General features: G+C 44.5%; 12 protein-coding genes, 1 tRNA gene, 1 rRNA gene and 1 riboswitch. Of the genes, 8 read left to right on the top strand and 6 right to left on the bottom strand.

The features are described from left to right. Positions 1–83, top strand: a 5S ribosomal RNA gene (rrf, locus tag AACU59_RS18160); the annotation flags it as partial. Between the two features lie 29 nt (positions 84–112). Next, positions 113–189, top strand: a tRNA-Asp gene (locus AACU59_RS10425). A 536-nt stretch (positions 190–725) separates the two neighbouring features. Here AACU59_RS10425 and AACU59_RS10420 read toward each other — a convergent pair. Next, a complete protein-coding gene (locus tag AACU59_RS10420) occupies positions 726–2,006 on the bottom strand; it encodes a cation:proton antiporter (RefSeq protein WP_050989580.1) in 1,281 nt (426 codons plus the stop codon). A 182-nt stretch (positions 2,007–2,188) separates the two neighbouring features. Here AACU59_RS10420 and metH point away from each other — a divergent pair, with 182 nt between their 5' ends. Beyond that, positions 2,189–5,866, top strand: a complete 3,678-nt coding sequence (gene metH, locus AACU59_RS10415) for a methionine synthase (RefSeq protein WP_094145583.1) — start codon at positions 2,189–2,191, stop codon at positions 5,864–5,866. Between the two features lie 66 nt (positions 5,867–5,932). Here metH and lysC read toward each other — a convergent pair whose 3' ends face one another. Beyond that, positions 5,933–7,285 carry a lysine-sensitive aspartokinase 3 gene (gene lysC / locus AACU59_RS10410; protein WP_094145582.1) on the bottom strand — a complete coding sequence of 451 codons (1,353 nt, stop codon included), beginning with the start codon at positions 7,283–7,285 and terminating at the stop codon, positions 5,933–5,935. Positions 7,286–7,394: 109 nt separating this feature from the next. Continuing rightward, positions 7,395–7,570: riboswitch (Lysine riboswitch) on the bottom strand. A 178-nt stretch (positions 7,571–7,748) separates the two neighbouring features. On the opposite strand from lysC, the gene AACU59_RS10405 reads away from it, so the two are divergent. The 3 genes from AACU59_RS10405 to mgtE all read left to right on the top strand — a co-directional run bounded on the left by AACU59_RS10405 (position 7,749) and on the right by mgtE (position 11,661). Further along, the gene (locus tag AACU59_RS10405; protein ID WP_094145581.1) at positions 7,749–8,870 is read left to right on the top strand and encodes a pyridoxal-phosphate-dependent aminotransferase family protein; all 1,122 of its coding nucleotides are present in this window, start codon (positions 7,749–7,751) and stop codon (positions 8,868–8,870) included. Positions 8,871–9,721: 851 nt separating this feature from the next. Next, positions 9,722–10,117 carry a hypothetical protein gene (locus AACU59_RS10400; protein ID WP_088720757.1) on the top strand — a complete coding sequence of 132 codons (396 nt, stop codon included), beginning with the start codon at positions 9,722–9,724 and terminating at the stop codon, positions 10,115–10,117. 167 nt (positions 10,118–10,284) lie between these two features. After that, on the top strand, positions 10,285–11,661 hold the full coding sequence (gene mgtE / locus AACU59_RS10395) for a magnesium transporter (RefSeq protein WP_094145695.1): 1,377 nt from the start codon (positions 10,285–10,287) through the stop codon (positions 11,659–11,661). Positions 11,662–11,775: 114 nt separating this feature from the next. Here mgtE and AACU59_RS10390 read toward each other — a convergent pair whose 3' ends face one another. The 4 genes from AACU59_RS10390 to AACU59_RS10375 form a co-directional block, all read right to left on the bottom strand. Then, positions 11,776–13,569, bottom strand: coding sequence for a PglL family O-oligosaccharyltransferase (locus AACU59_RS10390; protein ID WP_094145696.1), 1,794 nt, complete (start codon positions 13,567–13,569; stop codon positions 11,776–11,778). A 34-nt stretch (positions 13,570–13,603) separates the two neighbouring features. Further along, entirely contained in the window at positions 13,604–16,426 is a 2,823-nt protein-coding gene (gene uvrA, locus AACU59_RS10385; protein WP_094145698.1) for an excinuclease ABC subunit UvrA, read from the bottom strand. Between the two features lie 152 nt (positions 16,427–16,578). Then, positions 16,579–17,448 (bottom strand): UTP--glucose-1-phosphate uridylyltransferase GalU, encoded by an 870-nt coding sequence (gene galU / locus AACU59_RS10380; RefSeq protein WP_013857894.1) that lies wholly within the window; start codon positions 17,446–17,448, stop codon positions 16,579–16,581. A 117-nt stretch (positions 17,449–17,565) separates the two neighbouring features. Further along, positions 17,566–18,213: a LuxR C-terminal-related transcriptional regulator gene (locus tag AACU59_RS10375; protein ID WP_176428586.1), complete on the bottom strand. Its 648-nt coding sequence runs from the start codon at positions 18,211–18,213 to the stop codon at positions 17,566–17,568. A 285-nt stretch (positions 18,214–18,498) separates the two neighbouring features. Between AACU59_RS10375 and AACU59_RS10370 the strand changes: the two genes are divergently transcribed. Then, positions 18,499–19,032 carry a single-stranded DNA-binding protein gene (locus AACU59_RS10370; protein WP_013857892.1) on the top strand — a complete coding sequence of 178 codons (534 nt, stop codon included), beginning with the start codon at positions 18,499–18,501 and terminating at the stop codon, positions 19,030–19,032. 128 nt (positions 19,033–19,160) lie between these two features. Then, positions 19,161–21,149: an RNase E specificity factor CsrD gene (csrD, locus tag AACU59_RS10365; protein ID WP_161437745.1), complete on the top strand. Its 1,989-nt coding sequence runs from the start codon at positions 19,161–19,163 to the stop codon at positions 21,147–21,149. Positions 21,150–21,151 lie beyond the last annotated feature (2 nt).

Here is a 21,151-nt window from a genome sequence, read left to right as displayed (position 1 = left end):
TCCATGCCGAACTCAGAAGTGAAACACAACAGCGCCGATGGTAGTGTGGGGTCTCCCCATGTGAGAGTAGGACATCGCCAGGCTTTGAATATTGTCTAACCAGACACGCTGCGGAGCGGTAGTTCAGTTGGTTAGAATACCGGCCTGTCACGCCGGGGGTCGCGGGTTCGAGTCCCGTCCGCTCCGCCACTTATTAAGAAGCCCTGCTAGTAATAGCAGGGCTTTTTTCGTTTGAGAAAAATAGCATTTTATTTTTTATCACTCTCACTGCCGTCTTCTAAAAATCAATTCCACGCATACTTACATATTCACTCCTTGTAATCCGTAACACTCTGATTAGCTAGGGCTCGCTTACCGGTCCGTAATTTTACTTGGCGCCCTTCTTCAATAATCATTGAACCTGTTTGTTCAAACTTGTTCGGCTGACTTTAAGCTATTGTGTGATTATTTGTGTATGTGAATGACTTTCTTTGGGGTGTGCGAGAGCCATCATCACACCTTCATTTGAATAGGGTTCGCCAGCTTTTTAAATAGGTGTTACTAAAGCTATCCATAGTGATATTTCACCATAGTTCAACAGCCTTAATTAGATCATATTTTTTAAATTGGTATTACAGTAGATATAGAGAGAGGAGTAACAAAGTAAAGGTAGCAAAAACCGATGTTCTAGAACATCGGCTAGAGATAAAAATGGTTTGATCAGTCATCACTGACAGTTTTTCTATCTACATTGACGATTTTTCAGCTTGTTTTGCTTTGTCTATCAATGGGGTAATTGTTGAACCTTGAATAAGTATTGAGAACACCACGACAGCGTATGTCATAACAAGGATTATCTCTTTTACATCAATAAGCTTGTCTGGGATAACTAATATGCCGGATGGAATAGAAAGTGCCATTGCTAGTGCTAGCCCACCTCGTAGCCCTCCCCAAGTGAGTATCTTTATTGACCATGGGTTGTAGGAGCGGTAACGCTTGAAGCCGATGTAAGAGAAAAAAACGCTTAGATAGCGAGCAGATAAGACAAGAGGAATGGCGAAAGCCATCAATATCCAGTCCTCTTCATGGAATTTGAAGAGTAGCATCGACATACCGATAAGTAGGAAAAGCACACCATTCAAAAATTCGTCAACCAATTCCCAAAAGTGGTCAAGGTGTTCTTCACTTTCTTTTGAAAAGCCAATGAAGCGTGTCCAGTTGCCGATCATTATCCCTGATACAACCATAGCTAAAGGTCCGGAAACATGAATAACATCTGCAAAAACATAACCAGCAGTCGGTATACCAATGGTTAAAAGCAGTTCCATTGAGTGGTCATCGGTGGCGCTGATGAGGTAGTGGAATAATAGCCCAAGTGCTAGGCCATACACTATGCCCCCTATTGCCTCTTGAATAAACAACATAGTTACACTACCTATGGTTGGTGCTTCGGTACCAAATGCAATAGTGAAAATAGTGACAAAGATAACCAAACCAAAACCATCATTAAAGAGCGATTCTCCCTCGATTTGGGTTGAAATACGTTTTGGTGCATTTAACTTTTTAACAATAGCTAATACGGCTATTGGATCTGTTGGTGATATGAGTGCACCAAATAGTAGACAGTAGACGAGATCGAAGTGAATGCCGATAAATTGGCAGAAGGCGTATAGCCCAAAACCGATGAAGAAGGTTGAAAATAGCGTTGCGCCTAGCGCAAGAACGGCGATTTCCCATTTCTGATCTTTTAGGTTGGGTAATTTGATGCCTAGGCCGCCAGCGAAAAGTAGAAAACCGAGTATTCCTTTGAGCAGAAAATTTTCAAAGTTAATACTGTTGACGGTTTCGGTCGCTATTTGAGTTAGATGAAACCAATCATTTTGACCTGCAACTAAGATCAATAATGACAACATCATCGATCCTGCTGTAATGGCGATAGTGGTTTGCATATTGCCTATCTTACTGTTTAGAAAGGCAATCAACATTGCTGCTCCTGATAGGAAGCATAAAGTGTAATAGACAGACATTGTTTTCTCGTCGTGTAACAAAATATGAATGAAATTCTCCTTGGATGATGTACAAATAGCAAACACTTTTTGGCCATGATTGTAGATGTATCAAACGATAATTAAAGTGAAGTTTAGACGTCTAGATTTCTAATGGTTATATGATAGGATGAGCGAATAACCAAAAGGAATGAGGCTGTACTGTGGGAAGAGAAGTTAAAAGTCAAATTGAAGCTCAATTGCAACAGAGAATATTATTGATTGATGGTGGCATGGGCACCATGATTCAGAGCTATAAATTGGAAGAGCAAGATTATCGCGGAGATCGCTTTGCCCATTGGCCAAGCGATCTGAAAGGAAATAATGACCTTCTCGTCTTGACGCAGCCTCAGTTAATCAAAGAAATTCATAGTGCTTACTTGGAGGCCGGTGCTGATATTCTCGAGACGAATACCTTCAACGCGACGAGCATCGCAATGGCCGACTACGATATGCAAGCCATTAGTGAGGAAATCAATTTCGCTGCTGCAAAACTTGCACGCGAAGCTGCTGACGAATGGACGGCGAAAACGCCTGATAAACCTCGTTACGTGGCGGGAGTGCTAGGGCCAACAAACCGCACTTGCTCGCTCTCCCCTGACGTGAATGACCCTGGTTTTCGAAATATCAGCTTTGAGCAATTAGTTGAAGCTTACTCAGAATCAACACGTGCTTTAATTCGTGGTGGCAGCGACTTAATTTTGATTGAAACTATTTTCGATACTTTAAATGCTAAAGCCTGTGCCTTTGCGGTGGATTGTGTGTTTGAAGAGTTGGGTTACAAACTGCCCGTGATGATCTCAGGGACAATCACCGATGCCTCTGGTCGAACGCTTTCTGGGCAAACAACGGAAGCTTTTTATAATGCACTGCGACACGTTGAGCCTATCTCATTTGGTTTGAACTGTGCACTCGGTCCGGATGAATTGCGCCAATACGTTGAAGAGCTATCACGTATTTCTGAATGTTATGTCTCGGCTCATCCCAATGCGGGGTTGCCTAACGCATTCGGTGAGTATGATCTTGAAGCCGATGAGATGGCGCAGCACATCGGGGAATGGGCGCGAGCAGGATTCTTGAACCTTGTTGGTGGCTGTTGTGGAACCACTCCTGAGCACATCAGACAAATGGCAAAAGTGGTCGAAGGTGTGAAACCAAGAGCGTTACCCGATATTCCAGTGGCTTGTCGTCTATCCGGTCTAGAGCCGCTGACGATTACCAAAGAGAGCTTATTCATCAACGTAGGTGAGCGAACTAACGTCACTGGTTCTGCGCGTTTTAAGCGTTTAATCAAAGATGAGCAGTATGATGAGGCGCTGCATGTTGCTCGAGAGCAGGTCGAAAACGGTGCACAAATCATCGATATCAATATGGATGAAGGGATGTTGGATGCGCAAGCTTGCATGGTTCGCTTTCTTAATTTATGCGCTTCTGAGCCGGATATTTCCAAAGTACCAATCATGGTTGATTCTTCTAAGTGGGAGGTGATTGAAGCAGGTCTCAAATGTATTCAAGGTAAAGGGATTGTGAACTCGATTTCCCTCAAAGAGGGGAAAGAGAAGTTTGTCGAACAAGCTAAACTCATTCGCCGCTATGGTGCCGCTGTGATCGTGATGGCATTTGATGAAGTAGGCCAAGCGGATACCCGTGAGCGAAAACTTGAAATTTGTACCAAAGCTTATCGAATTTTGGTTGATGAGGTTGGTTTCCCTGCTGAAGATATTATTTTTGATCCCAATATTTTCGCGGTTGCGACTGGTATTGATGAGCATAATAATTATGCTGTGGACTTTATCGAAGCCGTGGCTGATATCAAACGTAATTTACCCCATGCGATGATTTCCGGCGGGGTTTCCAACGTCTCTTTCTCTTTTCGCGGTAACAACTATGTGCGTGAAGCGATCCATGCTGTATTCCTTTATCACTGTTTTAAAAACGGCATGGACATGGGTATCGTCAATGCCGGTCAGCTTGAGATTTACGATAACGTGCCTGAGAAACTGCGTGAAGCAGTCGAAGATATCATTCTCAATCGCCGCAGCGATGGCACTGAACGCTTACTGGATATTGCGGCTGAATATGCGAACAAAGGTGTCGGTAAGGAAGAGGATGCCAGTGCGCTTGAATGGCGTTCATGGCCAGTCGCAAAACGTTTAGAGCATGCGTTGGTCAAAGGTATCACCGAGTATATTGTTGAAGATACGGAAGAAGCTCGTCAAAATGCCACTCGCCCACTGGATGTGATCGAAGGGCCTCTCATGGATGGAATGAACGTGGTCGGCGACCTCTTTGGCGAAGGGAAAATGTTCCTGCCGCAAGTAGTGAAATCGGCGCGCGTTATGAAGCAAGCCGTTGCGCATTTAGAGCCTTACATCAACGCGCTTAAGCAAGCAGGTTCTAATAATGGCAAAATCCTTCTTGCCACAGTTAAAGGGGATGTACACGACATCGGCAAAAATATCGTTGGCGTCGTTTTGCAGTGTAATAACTACGAAATCATTGACCTCGGCGTTATGGTGCCATGCGAGCAGATCCTCAAAGTCGCGAAAGAACAGAATGTCGACATCATTGGGTTATCCGGCCTCATCACTCCCTCTTTAGATGAAATGGTGCACGTCGCTAAAGAAATGGAGCGACAAGGGTTTAAATTACCGCTTTTGATTGGCGGAGCAACCACCTCTAAAGCACATACCGCAGTTAAAATTGAGCAAAATTATCACCAGCCAGTTGTGTACGTGAACAATGCTTCGCGAGCAGTAGGCGTTTGTTCTTCGCTTCTTTCTGATGAGTTACGTCCTGCTTTTGTGGAAAAATTAAACCTCGATTATGAACGCACGCGTGATCAACATCACCGTAAAACCCCCCGTACTAAACCCGTCTCATTAGAAGTGGCAAGGGCAAATAAAGCGGTTATCGATTGGGATAACTATACGCCGCCAGTTCCGGCTAAATTGGGCGTACATGTGTTTGATGATTTTGATGTGGCTACCCTTCGTCGTTACATCGACTGGACACCATTTTTCATGACATGGTCATTGATGGGTAAATATCCGACGATTTTTGAACACGAAGAGGTAGGAGAGGAAGCACAAAGTTTATTCCATGATGCTAATGCATTGCTTGATAGAGTTGAGCGAGAAGGGCTACTCAAGGCTCGCGGTATTTGCGCTTTATTCCCAGCCGCGAGTGTGGGGGATGATATCGAAGTGTATCGCGATGAATCGCGCACCGAGGTTGCTCATGTTCTGCATCACTTACGCCAACAAACCGAAAAGCCCAAAGGTTATAACTACTGCTTGTCCGATTACATTGCACCAAAGGAGAGTGGTAAACGAGATTGGATCGGCGCATTTGCCGTGACAGGCGGAATTGGTGAGCGAGAATTAGCAGACCAATATAAAGCGCAAGGCGATGACTACAACGCCATCATGATCCAAGCGGTAGCTGATCGTCTTGCTGAGGCTTTTGCGGAATATTTGCATCAGCAAGTTCGTAAAGAAATTTGGGGCTATGCTGCTGACGAAGAGTTGTCGAACGATGATTTGATCCGTGAGAAATACCAAGGTATACGCCCAGCGCCGGGCTATCCAGCGTGTCCTGAGCATACGGAAAAAGGCACCTTGTGGGAGATGTTGCAGGTTGAGCAAACCATCGATATGTCTTTAACCACCAGTTACGCTATGTGGCCGGGTGCTTCGGTGTCAGGTTGGTACTTCTCGCATCCGGACTCTCGTTATTTTGCCATTGCACAAATTCAGCAAGATCAGATGCAAGATTACGCGCAACGTAAAGGTTGGAATGCACAAGAAGCGGAAAAATGGCTTGGGCCGAATTTAGATTAAGTAATAAAAAACAGGTTGGCTAAGCCAACCTGTTTTTTATTCAGCGTGTAACTACTCAATGTGGTTTTATCGTTCAAACAAATCTTGATGAAGTTTCTGAATTGCCGCTTTAGAAACCGACTCGTGTAATAAAAAGCAGAGGTTGTGCGGGCTGGCACCATAGCAAATCATACGCAAATTGAAATCTTCTAAGGTGCTAAAAACTTGTTTTGCATAGCCTTTGCTTTCACTCATGTTATTGCCGATCAGCGCAACTAAACACAGATTATGTTCGACTTCAACTTTACACAGCTCTTCTAATTCTAAGCGCACCGCTTGAGGCAGTTCAGGCGCTCCACCTGAGGTATCGGTTTTATCTAATGTTAATGAGACGCTGATTTCAGAGGTGGTGATCAGATCTACCGAAATTTTGTGTTTGGCTAAAATTTCAAACACCTTCGAAAGAAAGCCGTATGCGTGAAACATGCTAGCGCTGCGTAGCGTAACCATGGTTTGATTGCAGCGTAGGGTCAAGGCTCTAAATAGAGGTGAGCTTTCCACACGTTTACGGATCCAAGTGCCGCCTTTTTCAGGCTCTTTTGAGGAGCCGACAAACACAGGGATATCGTGGCGAAGCGCGGGCAGCAACGTCGATGGATGCAAAATCTTAGCGCCAAAGTTTGCCATCTCCGATGCTTCGCTAAAGCTTATTTCCGCAATCGGAGCGGCTTTAGGCGCAATGCGAGGGTCGGTCGTATAAATCCCCGGCACATCAGTCCAAATTTCTAAGCCAGAAGCTTGTACCGCTTCGGCGATCAAGGCCGCAGAATAATCACTGCCGCCTCGGCCCAATGTGGTTGTATTTCCTTGCTCATCAGCGCCGATGAAACCTTGAGTTACCACTACGTGTTGCAGACAAAGTGGTGTTAACTTCTCTTGGGCTAATTGCTGGATCTGTTCTAATTGCGGTTCTGCCCTACCGTAGTGATCATCAGTACGCAGCACTTCTCGAATATCAAAACGGATCGCATCCATGCCACGTTCACGCAGTAATTGCGTCAGAATGAAGGTCGACATTAACTCGCCACAAGCCACTAAGTGATCGGTCAGTTTTTTACTCGCTTGAAAAGAGGCCGCTTCTGCGACACTGGCCACCATATCTAAAATTGAGTGTACCTCTTTTTCAACTTGTAGCGGGTCGGTAAGTTTATCAATAATCGCATGATGAATATCAGCTAACTGCTTGATAATACTTAAGCGTTGATTGGCATCTTGTACGCCATTGGCTAATTCAACCAATAAATTCGTCACGCCAGAGCAGGCACTGCTCACGACTAATTTGGTCTCTGGATTATTTTCGATCACAGCGGCACAAAGGCTCATTGCTTCAAAGTTAGCAACGCTTGTTCCGCCAAATTTGGCGACATTGAATGCGCTCACGGCATTTCTCCCACGACTTCCTGAAATAAAAATAGTGTTGGTGTACCAACGTCCAATGTTTGAAGAGAGTTTTTCTAGAGCAAATAAAGAGGTGTTTTTATGATTGGTTTACCTCAGAAGCTCTTCATCAGGGTTGCTGATGACAGTTGAAGGGATTCAGCCCATTCAACCGATAAACCAAATCCACAACCTTGGTTTATCTCGGCACTGCTCCCCATTAATGTTTTGTATTGGAGTTGAGGCTCCACAAAACATCTGCCTGGGCAGTGCTCCTCTTCTGCTAGATAGCTCATTCATTGAACGTTTTTGAACTGTTAATGTCAATCGCTAATTAAGTCCAAATGTAAAATAAAATTAACCAGAGTGTGACACTGGTTTGACCTCTAGACTTCGGTCGAATTGTTGCATCAGCGGATTTGTTTTACTCTGGGTATTCGTATTTGGCCGCAAGCAAGGAGCAACTATGTCCATTACCAGTTTTAACCCACCCCAGCGAATTTTGATGGGGCCAGGCCCGTCAGATATTTACCCCCAAGTATTACAAGCGCTGAGCAGGCCGACTGTTGGCCACTTAGATCCGCTTTTTATCCAGATGATGGATGAGCTAAAGCAGCTGCTTAAATACGCTTTTCAAACGGAAAATGAGTTTACCATCGCGGTTTCCGCGCCGGGCAGCGCTGGTATGGAGGCGTGTTTTGTCAACCTGATTGAGCCGGGAGATAAGGTCATCGTGTGTCGCAATGGCGTTTTTGGCGAGCGTATGCGCGAGAATGTAGTGCGCTGTGGCGGAGAAGTGGTGCTGGTGGATGATGAGTGGGGAGCCCCCGTTTCGCTGGATAAAGTCGAGCAAGCCATACAGGCTAACCCTGATGCTAAAATTCTCGCATTTGTCCATGCAGAAACGTCAACTGGTGCATTGAGTGATGCGCAAGCATTAGGTTTGCTGGCTAAGCAAAACAGCATGCTGAGTATTGTAGATGCGGTGACATCCTTAGGCGGCGTGCCACTTTATGTGGATCAATGGCAGCTCGATGCCGTCTATTCTGGGAGCCAAAAGTGCTTATCGTGCCCTCCGGGTTTATCGCCACTGACTTTTTCAGCGCAAGCGATTGAAAAAATTCAATCTCGCACAACCCCCGTTCAAAGCTGGTTTTTAGATCAAAGCTTAGTGCTTGGTTATTGGAGCGGTGCAGGCAAACGCAGTTATCACCACACTGCGCCAGTTAACAGTTTGTACGCATTGCATGAAGCCTTACTGGTGTTGAGAAACGAAGGTCTAGAGCAGGCTTGGGCACGTCATCGTGTGATGCATGACAAATTAAAGCAGGGCCTAGAAAAATTAGGATTTGAATTTGTCGTTGCTGAAGATTGTCGTTTACCGCAATTGAATGCGATCTATATTCCAACAGGGGTTGATGAGGCTAAAGTGCGAGCGCATTTACTCAATCAATACAACTTGGAGATCGGCGCAGGCCTTGGCACTTTAGCGGGTAAAGCGTGGCGTATTGGTCTAATGGGGTATGGGGCACGCAGTGAAAACGTGGCCTTATGCTTGCGGGCGTTAGAAGAGTCATTAACAAATTAACAAAGAAACTACATAAGGGAGCATTTTCTCCTTTTTTAGTGGTGCTGATGCCGAACGTTGTTCGTCTCAGCATCAATCATAAAATTCATTTTTATTGTTAGCTCTTCCCCAGCGTGAGTGGAATACTCGTGATTGATGTCTTAAGATAAATTCTTCCGTTAATGGTTTAATTACTCCTATGAATATAAGTGGTGTTTTGTGTGTTTATAATAAATATACGATGCTAAAGTTTGTGGCCTAAATACTAGAACGGGTGTGGATGCTACTTTGTATTGTCATGGTATTGTAAAAAATGAACATTGTTCGATTGTTTTGGTTGACCATTATTTTATCTGCGTTAGGATAAGCGCGCTGAGAAAGCATACTTATTATTAACTTTTTAGAGGTGCAATAGAAACCTATGGACTCGTCGAGTAGTCGATTATCCAAGTGTGGTATTTTCTGGTTAGTAGAAAAGCCTACGTTTTGTTGCCAACTTTTCATTTAAAGCCTCGCTTTTGCTAAGTTGGTATTCATACTAACGAAGCTCCTTTTCTTGTTCTCTCCTGTCAATATCACACTCTTTTTATAGAGTATCGTGTTTGTTTAAGTCGATCATATGATTTATTCAATACAGCGTTTCTACTGGCTAGAGCGTGAATGCTTTTGAATTTCTTGCATGTCATCTGTACACCGCTAGAACTTTCGCAAGTACACGGCTTCTCTATTTGACTGACTTTATCTTCTCCTAACTTGCTTGTTCAAGGCGGGGAATGCTTGAGCTTGATGGTATAAGCTTATTGCAGTTCAGTTACGTGGATTTTCTGCATAATTTGGTTTCTTTGTCTTGATAGTTTCAAGGAAATACAAAGATGGTTATGTACAACACATCATTAGCTATGGGCAACCGGCTACCTGCTGCTCACTCTATTCAAACCGAAATGGATAATAACTTTATTTGTGTAGGCGCATCGCTATCTGTAGAAGCGGTGATTGCGACTCTACGCTCATCGTCCTTAACTGATAAGCGCTTAAATCTTATCTTTATCTCTGGTGATGCAGGTGAATACTTAGGATTTGTTTATTTAAGCAAGGTGGTAGTATCACAGATGAATATCATCATGAAAGATATTATGCACAAAAGCGATATTGCCATATCGGCCTTAATGGATAAGGTTCAAGCTAGAAAATTATTATTAGACAGTCATTTGCCTATGATTCCTATCATAGATAGTCGGAATAGAGTGATTGGTGTCTATTCTATATAATAAATATTAACAAACTTTAAAATAAATTACTCAACTTCACTAAATGAAATTTTTAGTGGGATTGGAACCGTGTGCCTAAAATTTAAGGTATTCATTGAATACATTGATTATAAAAATAAACTTTAAAATTATTATGTTGATTTTTAAAGTTAAATATCGGTTGAGATATGATAATGAAATTACAAAAAATAGCGTTAGAACTCGCTGCGATTAATTTTAATCGTGACCCATTAAACTTAAATCAATTAATGGAACAGTATCCCATCGCTGATATTGCTCAAGTCTTCGCTGAGCAGTTGGCTAATCAGACCCTGAGCGAAGAGGATGTCTTTGAGCTGGTGCAATTGATGCCAATCGCTCGTCAAGCGGCGCTATTGGGGTATTTTTCTGAGCCTATCAGAGAAAAAGTGGTGGAGAGAATGCCGCTCGAAGCGCTTGCGAAAGTGCTTCAAGTTATGCCCCATGATGAAAGGGCTGACTTATATGCTCACTTGGATGAGACGCGCCAACCGCCGCTACTTGCTCTACTGGGTCAACAAGAGCGGCAAGATGTACAACAACTTGCAGCCTACCCTCAAGGCTCGGTCGGCTCCATCATGACGACAGATTATGCGACGTTAAACGCCGATGATGATGTGCAGCAGGCGATTGCGCGTTTACGTGAAATGGCCAACGAGAGGGAAACCATCTATCAAGCGTATGTGATTGATAAACAGAATCGCTTACTTGGTACACTTTCGCTTAAGGATTTAGTGCTGGCACAACCGACCTCGCTTGTCTCTGACATCATGACCAAAGAGACAGTGTTTGTGCGAGCCGATGAAGATCAAGAGTGTGCAGCGCAAGCCATCAGTAAATACGATTTACTTGCGGTGCCTGTTTTTGATGAGCAATTCCGTTTGGTCGGTATAGTGACTTATGACGATGCGATGGACGTGGCCGAGCAGCAAGCGGATATGGATTTTCATAAAGTCGCTGCGGTTGGTTTTACCGGTAACCTTAAAGAAGCCAGCGTATGGCTAATGTACAAGAAACGTGTGTTTTGGCTGGTGTTGTTAGTCTTTGGTAATCTTTTTTCTGGTGCCGGTATTGCGTACTTTGAGGAGACGATTCAAACCTATGTCGCCTTGGTCTTCTTCTTACCACTGTTGATTGATAGCGGCGGTAATGCAGGATCCCAGTCAGCAACGTTGATGGTTCGAGCCTTAGCCACTGGTGAAGTGGTGATGAAAGATTGGCTATCCATGTTGGTGCGAGAGTTAGGGATTGCGGCGTTATTAGGGGCAACAATGGCCATTGCTGTTTCTTTATTGGGTTTTTGGCGAGGCGGCAGTGATATCGCTTTTGTCGTTGCGGTAACGATGCAAATTGTGGTGATTATTGGTTGTGTTGTTGGAATGCTCCTTCCGTTCATTCTGAATAAGTTTAAGCTCGATCCTGCGTCAGCCAGTGCTCCGTTGATCACGACCATTGCGGATTCTATCGGGGTGATCATCTATTTCAGCGTTGCTACCATGGTGTTGGATTTTCCACCAGTGACGTAAGCCACTCATCTGGCAGTGAGATCTACTGGTTGGAGTGTGAAATAAGCCCAACGGTCAAAAGCTTTCTCTATTTTTGGGAAAGCTTTTTTTATGAATAAGGCTCATATGCTCGATTTAATCGGCAGACGAACGATCAGCCGAACTGGTTGGCGGGCTATACTGCACCTCACTGAAATCCATATTGGGGAACAAAAATGCGGCTTCGGAGCGAATTTGCTCGGCGCGGCTTTCGTCACCAATACCTTGGTAAGCCAAGATCAGATTATTGTAAAAAGCAGGACGCGGTTTATGTTTTATGATGGCCAATGACCAGTCGATGTATGGCGTAATCAATTTAGGATCTTGATTATACAGGCCAATGTTGAGGTAAGTGCTGTAGACATCCCAATCAAAACGGTCTTTCCAAACCACAGGGTTCGTCACCTTTTGTAGGATATCCGGGTTCTTGGGTTGAGATTTCTCAAATTGGGTAAGCACGTAATTACTGTGCAGTGCGCTGAGCATATAAAAGCCAGTCAAAATCGGCAGTACTAAACTCAATACTCGAAACAGGGATTTACTGATCATGCTAAAAGGAATTGAACGGTATTTAGCCACGCGCTGATCAACCCAAAAAAGAAGAACGATGAAGGTTACCCAGTGAATGGCCGAATGGTAAAACGGGTATTCGAGTTGGCTGTGTAACACGATAGGGATGAAAAGGGCGAACATCGCAAGCCTGGTCCCTTTCTTGGCCGAATACATCCGCATGAGCACGAAAAGCATGGCCAGTGTGATCCCTAGCACAGGTAACAAACCGCCTTCCACTGCCCAGAATAGTAATTCATTATGAGGATGATCCATCGACGCCAACCCCGGTTGGTAGCTAGGGTTTAATTGGTGTTGCCTTGCGGTATAAAGCAAATATTCAGATTCAAACTTGCCATAGCCATAACCCGTGAAGGGTTTTTCTATGACCATATCGATGGTTTGAGGAAAGGTATAACGGCGAGGGCTCTCTAAATCAGCCTTATTCTCTAGAAAATCGCCCGTGCCTTGGGAATAGACAGCGACAAACCCTAAAGCAATACCCAATAGCGTCGCAGCGCTCCATCCCCAAAATCGTTTAGGCGTCGAAAATTTAAATAGGTAAGGCAGAACAAAAAGCGTGCCGAGTACTGCGCCAATCCAGCCAGTGCGCGAGGCTAATATCACCAGCAACGGTGCAGTGAGCAGTGGAGTGACATAAAGTAGGCTCACTTCGCTAACATGCTGATTGTACTTTTTCGGTTGACGAGCCAGTAAATAGCCGGACATAACCAGCCCTGTCGCGAGAAAGCTCGCCATCACATTCGGTTGCTGAAAAATGCCGTAAGGGCGGTTGATGAGGGTGTTGTAGCCAAAAATATTATCGGGTGAAAGCAAAAAGTATTGGTACAGACCAAATAGAGTTTCAATCAATACCGCGAGTACGATAAACCAGAGTAATCGCTGCTTATGTTTGTTACTAAAACGAAATTGTTGCAGCAATACAAAAAAAAGCAGCCCAGTCCATAGTCCTAACATTCGACTAAGCGACGACTCAATTTGAGCATTCGTATAAAGCAGCGGAATCGTCATGATCACACAACTGATGAAAAGACCGATGGTCAGTTTGGAATAGCGTAACCTACGGTTAGATGCGAGTTGATACAGACCTAATGAGAGCGTAAAACTAAGGGCAAGCCAAGTGGTTGGATTAAAAGATAAAGCCAGACCTGAGCCACCAGGGTTGGGCATAAAAAAATGCATTGCCAGTAAATAGAGAATGCCAATCGAAAGCAAAAAGGGTTTGTTTAAGGGGATGGCGGGTGTTTGTGCTTCAAGTTGTGTACCGCTTAGATGCAATGTTGCCATAGGTCTCGCGTTCCAATTAAAAGAAACCAGCAACCACTTGCTGGTTTCTTTACTTTACCGTTTTTTTCTATTTCAACATAGGCTTAAGAAAGCGTGCTGTGTGTGAACCTTCGATCTGCGCCACATCTTCGGGCGTTCCTTGAGCAATAATTTCGCCGCCGCCTTGTCCACCTTCTGGCCCTAAGTCGATCACCCAGTCTGCGGTTTTAATCACATCTAAGTTGTGTTCAATCACCACCACGGTATTGCCGTGGTCGCGTAGGCGATGCAGTACGGTCAAGAGCTGTTGGATATCATGGAAGTGTAAGCCAGTCGTTGGCTCATCCAAAATGTACAAGGTTTTTCCTGTATCGCGCTTTGATAGTTCACGAGCCAGTTTGACGCGTTGAGCTTCGCCCCCTGACAAGGTGGTCGCCGCTTGTCCGAGGCGTATGTAGGATAAACCCACGTCAATCAAAGTCTTGAGTTTGCGAGCGATCATCGGTACGGGCTCAAAAAAAGCGTAAGCATCTTCGACGGTCATCTCCAACACTTCATCAATCGCTTTGCCTTTGTAGCGGACTTCCAATGTTTCACGATTATAGCGTTTGCCCTTACACACATCGCATGGCACGTAAACATCGGGTAAAAAGTGCATTTCAACCTTAATCACACCATCACCTTGGCATGCTTCGCAGCGTCCACCGCGTACGTTAAAGCTAAAACGACCCGGTTTATAGCCTCGAGAGCGAGACTCTTGAGTGCCCGAGAATAGCTCACGGATCGGTGTGAAAATGCCTGTATAGGTGGCCGGGTTTGAGCGGGGAGTTCGGCCTATCGGGCTCTGGTCAATGTCGATGACCTTATCAAAATGCTCTAACCCTTTGATTTTTTGATATGGAGCAGGCGTTACTGTGGTGGCTCCATTTAAGGCCGTATGAGCAATCTTAAAAAAGGTATCATTAATTAAGGTTGATTTACCGGAGCCTGAAACCCCTGTTACGCAGCTAAATAAGCCAACAGGAATTGATAAATCAACCGTCTTTAGGTTGTTACCCGACGCGCCGATAAGCTCCACCGTTTTCTTGGGATCTCTTGGGGTACGCACGGTAGGAATCGCAATTTTTTTCGCACCGCTCAGGTACTGTCCCGTGAGCGAATTAGGGTTGGAAATTATGTCATTCACATTCCCTTCTGCGACGACTTGCCCACCATGCACACCAGCGCCGGGGCCAATATCAATTACATGATCCGCCATACGAATCGCGTCTTCGTCATGCTCTACAACTAATACCGTGTTGCCTAGATCGCGCAAATGCGTGAGCGTTTTTAATAGCCGTTCGTTATCACGCTGGTGGAGCCCAATCGATGGCTCATCTAAGACGTACATTACCCCAACGAGTCCAGCGCCAATTTGGCTCGCTAAGCGAATTCGTTGTGCTTCGCCTCCTGATAGGGTTTCAGCACTCCGAGAAAGGTTGAGATAATTCAACCCAACGTTGACGAGGAAATGCAAACGGTCATTGATCTCTTTCATTACTTTTTCAGCAATTTGTGCTCGTTGGCCTTCTAAATCAAGAGATTGGAAAAATTGCAAGGCATCGGCAATGCTCAGTTCCACCACTTCCGGGAGCGCGGTGTCATTGATAAATACGTTGCGAGCTTCGATGCGTAAACGGGTGCCATTACAACTGGTACAAGGTTTGGTCGAGATGTATTTCACCAAATCTTCACGGACAGAGTTAGATTCTGTATCGCGATAACGACGTTCAAGTGTATTGAGAATGCCTTCAAACGGATGGCGTTTAACCCGAATATCACCACGATCATTAATGTAGTTAAACTCAATCTCAGTTTTCCCCGAGCCTTTCAAGATGATTTCCTGAACCTTTTTAGGCAGTTTGTTAAATGGGGTATGTAAATCAAAATCATAATGCGCAGCGAGTGACGTGAGCATCTGGAAGTAGTAGTAATTTTTCTGATCCCAGCCACGAATCGCTCCTTGCGCGAGGCTGAGTTGGCTATCTTGGATAACGCGTTCAGGGTCAAAATATTGTTGTACGCCTAAACCATCACAGGTGTGGCATGCGCCCGCTGGGTTATTAAATGAGAACAGCCGAGGCTCTAACTCCTGCATACTGTAGCCACAGTGTGGACAAGCAAAATTGGCTGAGAATACAATCTGTTCGCCTTTACCATCCATATCAGTAACCACAGCAATACCGCCTGACAACTCGAGCGCTGTCTCAAAGGATTCGGCTAGGCGCTGCTGTAGGTCAGGACGAACTTTAAAGCGATCAACCACCACTTCAATGGTGTGCTTTTTGTGTAGTTCAAGGGTTGGTGGATCAGTCAGATCGCACGTTTCACCATCAATGCGGGCGCGGATAAAACCTTGCGCAGCCAAGTTTTCCAGCGTTTTAACGTGTTCACCTTTGCGCTCTTTCACAATCGGTGCAAGCAGCATCAGTTTTGAACCTTCAGCTAATTCCAACACCTTATCAACCATTTGGCTGATGGTTTGAGCGCGAAGTGGAACTTTGTGCTCAGGGCAGCGCGGCTCACCGACTCGCGCATAAAGCAGACGCAAGTAGTCATAAACTTCGGTAATGGTGCCAACCGTAGAACGAGGGTTATGCGAGGTTGATTTTTGTTCAATAGAGATAGCCGGTGAAAGACCTTCAATATGGTCAACATCCGGTTTTTCCATCAAAGATAAAAATTGGCGTGCATAGGCAGACAGCGATTCAACATAGCGGCGTTGGCCCTCTGCGTAGAGTGTATCAAAAGCGAGAGACGACTTCCCTGAGCCTGATAGCCCTGTAATCACCGTTAATTTATCGCGTGGAATGGTCAGGTTGATATTTTTCAGGTTGTGGGTTCGAGCGCCCCTAACTTCAATTTTGTCCATCATCTAGGCTCTATGTAACACAAGTTAAGCAAGTATTGCATAGTGTGAGTTTTGTGCAAATAGGTACTGGATAAAAAAACAGTAAATAAAAACCACGGGACTTGCCGTGGTTTTTATTGGGGAGGCGCTAGGTTACTAACGCATTCGGTTACTTAAGCTTTATGAGTCGAATGTTTATCCAACGCGACTTTTTGTTCGTTCTTTTTGTACATGTTTTCAAAGCAGTAGTTAGTGGCTTCGATATAGCCTTCTACGCTACCACAGTCAAAGCGTTGGCCTTTGAATTTATACGCCAATACACAACCTGATTGCGCTTGTTTGAGTAGCGCGTCGGTAATTTGAATTTCGCCACCTTTACCCGGCTCTGTTTGCTCAATCAGATCAAAAATATCTGGGGTTAAAATGTAGCGACCAATGATGGCTAAATTGCTTGGTGCGGTGCCTGGTTCTGGTTTTTCAACCATGTCATCCACTCGGAACAGATCGTCTTTGATCATTTCACCGGAAATAACACCGTATTTATGTGTTTCATTTTCAGGCACTTCTTGAACGGCAACAATTGAGCAGCGGAACTGTTTATACAGAGCGACCATTTGTGCCAAAACCCCTTTTTCTTGATTGACACATAAGTCATCGGCCAGCACCACAGCAAAAGGTTCATCGCCGACTAACTCTCGACCCGTTAAAATAGCATGGCCTAAACCTTTCATTTCACGTTGACGAATGTAGGTGAAGTTGGCGGTATCAATGATTTCACGAATATCAACCAGTAGCTCTTCTTTGTTGGTGCCACTAATTTGATGCTCTAGCTCATAGTTTTTATCGAAGTGATCCATGATCGAGTGTTTTCCACGCCCAGTCACAATACACATCCCGGTCATTCCGGCTTGAATCGCCTCTTCAACACCATATTCGATCAAGGGTTTATTGACTACTGGCATCATCTCTTTGGGCATTGATTTTGTCGCTGGAAGAAAACGTGTACCGTAGCCAGCGGCTGGGAATAGGCATTTTTTGATCATGCTATAACCTTATTTTTATTTGAATTGTTAATTGATGGCGCAACCTTATCATGCTTTATGAAACGCTATCACCACTAAAGCGGTGAACTCAGTTAAATTCTGCGTGAAAGCACATAATTAAGACAGAATATTTTGATTGGCCCACGCAATCGCTTGGACCCTATTTTTGACCGATAGCTTTTTGAATATTTGGTAGAGATGTGATTTGACCGTGAATTCACTGATGAATAAATCTTCCGACATTTGGTTATTCGATGCGCCAGTTTGTAAGCAGCGGAGGATCTGTATTTCGCGGGCGGTTAAGTCTGTAATCACTTGAGCAGTATGGGACTCAAACGCGTAGCGATAGTAGTGCAGTAACTGACTTACAGCGTGTCTGGGTAGCCAATTTTGTCCATTAATGATTTCGCCAAGCCCGAATGCAATTTTATCTAAGGTGTCATTTTTATAAAATAGCCCTTTTAAATGGCCAAAGGTTAATAAGTCATTAGTGGTTAATCTTTGCAACACATTGATGAGGATCGTTTCATGATGCTGACTGTTTAATGAGCAGTTTCCCAAGCGTCGTTGCAACTGCGCATAATCTGCATGGTCAATCATCAATATTTTGTGTTTATCTGAACAATACGCTTGGCGCAAGGTTTCGGGCTCAATTTTAGGAATGGGCAGCCCAAGCCGATCGGTTAAATGGTCAATATAAGGGCGTTCTTGCTCTTTATCTAAACAGAGAAAGTAAATGGTGCGGGTATAGTTTGCTTTTCTCATGGTCACTTCCTTTTGACGAGAATGTTAGACAACTGTCTAGAAAATGACGGAAATTAGGTTATAAAGCCAACGAGATAAATAAAATTGCGCTTAGTTTCATATAGTAAGGTAACTGAGTGTTTTGTCATTCTTAAATTAGAGGTAGTGGTTCTAAAAAATAGGAAATTGAGCAAGATTGTGAGATGAATTTTGACAACTATTTCTGTGAAGATTTGTGCCTCGCATAAAGCGTGGTATCCTAGTCAGCTATTTAAAGAACACTCATGATGGAAGACGGAGCAAAACATGGCAAGCCGTGGAGTAAATAAAGTTATTTTAGTGGGTAACCTAGGTAACGACCCAGAAATTCGTTATATGCCTGGTGGCGCTGCTGTGGCAAATATCACCATTGCAACGTCAGATTCATGGCGTGATAAAGCAACTGGCGAGCAACGCGAAAAAACCGAATGGCACCGTGTTGCGCTGTTTGGCAAATTAGCCGAAGTTGCTGGTGAATACTTACGTAAAGGTTCACAAGTGTACATTGAAGGTCAGCTACAAACTCGTAAGTGGCAAGATCAAAGCGGACAAGATCGTTATACCACCGAAGTTGTCGTACAAGGTTTTAATGGTGTGATGCAAATGTTGGGTGGCCGTGCTCAAGGTGGTGCTCCAGCGCAAGGTGGAATGCCACAACAACAGCAACAAGGTGGCGGATGGGGGCAACCTCAGCAGCCTGCGATGCAAAAGCAACCACAGCAACAGCAGTCAGCTCCTCAACAGGCTCAACCTCAGTATAATGAACCACCAATGGATTTTGATGACGACATCCCATTCTGAGGTTCGAATGTCGAAAAAAGCCGCGAAAACCGCGGCTTTTTTATATAGTTATCACTATTAGCATTTTCTTATTTGTCAGCACAGCTTAGTGATCGACAAAGTTTACGTTGAAAAGGAATTCAGCATTCATGCGGTATACACCAACACTGAAACTGAGTACTCGGTTAGTAGCTTTTGTTACGCTCATCGTAACCAGTGCAATGTTCATTTTGTTTATTGGTGGAACTTTGTCTTTTCAACGGCTTGGACAAGAATATCTCAATCACTACCTAGCAGGAATTGTGGAGGTAGTCGATAAAGAAATAGAAGATCCTGATGCCGCTTATTCATTGCAACGTTGGATGCCCAAAATGTTGCAAGCCAGTAGCATTGTTGAAATGCAGCTCTCTTCACCCGCTGGCGTTATTTACCGTTTTAAAGATACCTCGTCCAAAGTCGACCCTGCCCGTTTGTACCATATTGATATTATCCTTGAACGTAATCCAGGCTATAGCATCAGCTTTAAAGCCGTTCCGCCCTATCTCAGTTATAGCTACTCATTGGGTGCCATGTGGTCTATTACGTTGGCAGTTGGTCTCATCGTGTTTTGCTTGATTCGTGGAGTAAAGTGGCTTAAAGAGCAATTGCTGGGATCTGAATTGTTGGAGGAGCGAGGGCGAATGATTCTCGCCGGTCGAGTTGAGCAGTACGCCAAAGGTGATCACCGCGAGTGGCCTTATACGGCGAGTGAGGCGCTTGATGTCCTGATTGATGAGCTGCAAGATGCTCGTCAAGAGCGTAGCCGCTTTGATACTTTTATCCGGACCCAAACCTTCTTAGATAAGTTGACGGGTACGGCCAACCGTGTCCTTTTTGATAGCAAATTGGAATCAGCTTTGTTAGAGAATGGCGCGCGTGGTGGTGTTTTGTTAGTGCGTATCGATGATTGGGATTCTCTGTGCGAAGAAAATGATAAAAAAGCAGCGGATGATCTCGTTGTGGAAGTCGGGGAGAACATCTCCAACGTCATACAGCGTTACCCGGATGTTATTTTATCTCGTTATTACGATGCCGATTTTGCCATTTTTGTGCCGCATCAAGGGCTGAAAGAAGTCGCTTCTATTGCTACACAATGTTTGAAGCTTTTAGCGCGCATATCGCCTCCTGAGCCGCTCGACAAAGAAAACTGGTGCCATATAGGTATCAGTATGTACAGCGAAGGCGAGCGGCGTGGTCGAGTGTTGGATGAGGCAGAAACGGCCTTAAAAAGTGCTCAGTTACAGCGAGTGAATACGTGGAGTCGCTTTAAAAAGAGTACCTTTTTCCAAGAGGAACGGGGCAGTGTGCGTTGGCGAACTTTGTTTGATCAGGTGCTGACGCCTGAGAAAATAATTTTATTCCGTCAACCTTGCTATTTGCTTGAAAAGACGAATGATTTAGTATGGCTGCACGATGAGTTGTTTGCGCGTATTGATGATCCAGAACAAGGTGTTATAAAAGCCTCTCGCTTTCATTCTGCTTTAGAAACTGTAGGTTATGAAATGGTAATGGATCGAGCCGTATTGCTTAAAGTCGTTCGTTTGCTCAAACGCTCTGAAGTTAAGGTTAATGTGTCAGTGAACTTGCATGTGATTCCATTCGCCGATAAGCAGTATTTTAAGTGGTTTCGGCATGAATTGTTGCAACTTACCTCGAGTAGCCGATCGCAGCTCTCCTTTGAGTTTCCTGAAGGCCGATTAGTACAGCATCTCGATTATATGCGCCCCGTTATTAAGATGATCTCCGGTCTCGGTGCTAAGGTAGTAGTAGGGCAGGCTGGCAGAACGATTGTCAGCACTCACTACATAAAAGATCTTAAGATTGATTTCCTTAAGTTACACCGCAGTTTGATGAAGAAAATAGACCAACGGCATGAAAATCAGCTGTTTGTTCGTAGCATGATCGGTGCTTGTGGCGGTACTCAGACTCAAGTTATTGCGGTCGGTGTCGAAACAGAGCAAGAGTGGCAAACGCTAAAAAACCTAGGCATTCATGGTGGGCAAGGCCGACTGTTTGAAGAAGAACAGCCTTTGTTACCTGAGAAAATAATTAGCCCTAGCGTGACCTTAGGGCGAAGAAATCGTTGGCGTAAAAAATAAAA

Origin of the sequence: Vibrio sp. V23_P3S9T160 (genome assembly GCF_963886625.1) — a bacterium.
GTDB classification, from domain to species: Bacteria; Pseudomonadota; Gammaproteobacteria; order Enterobacterales; family Vibrionaceae; genus Vibrio; species Vibrio anguillarum.
Note: the sequence above shows the minus strand (reverse complement) of the source record. Positions and strands in the feature narration are given on the sequence as shown.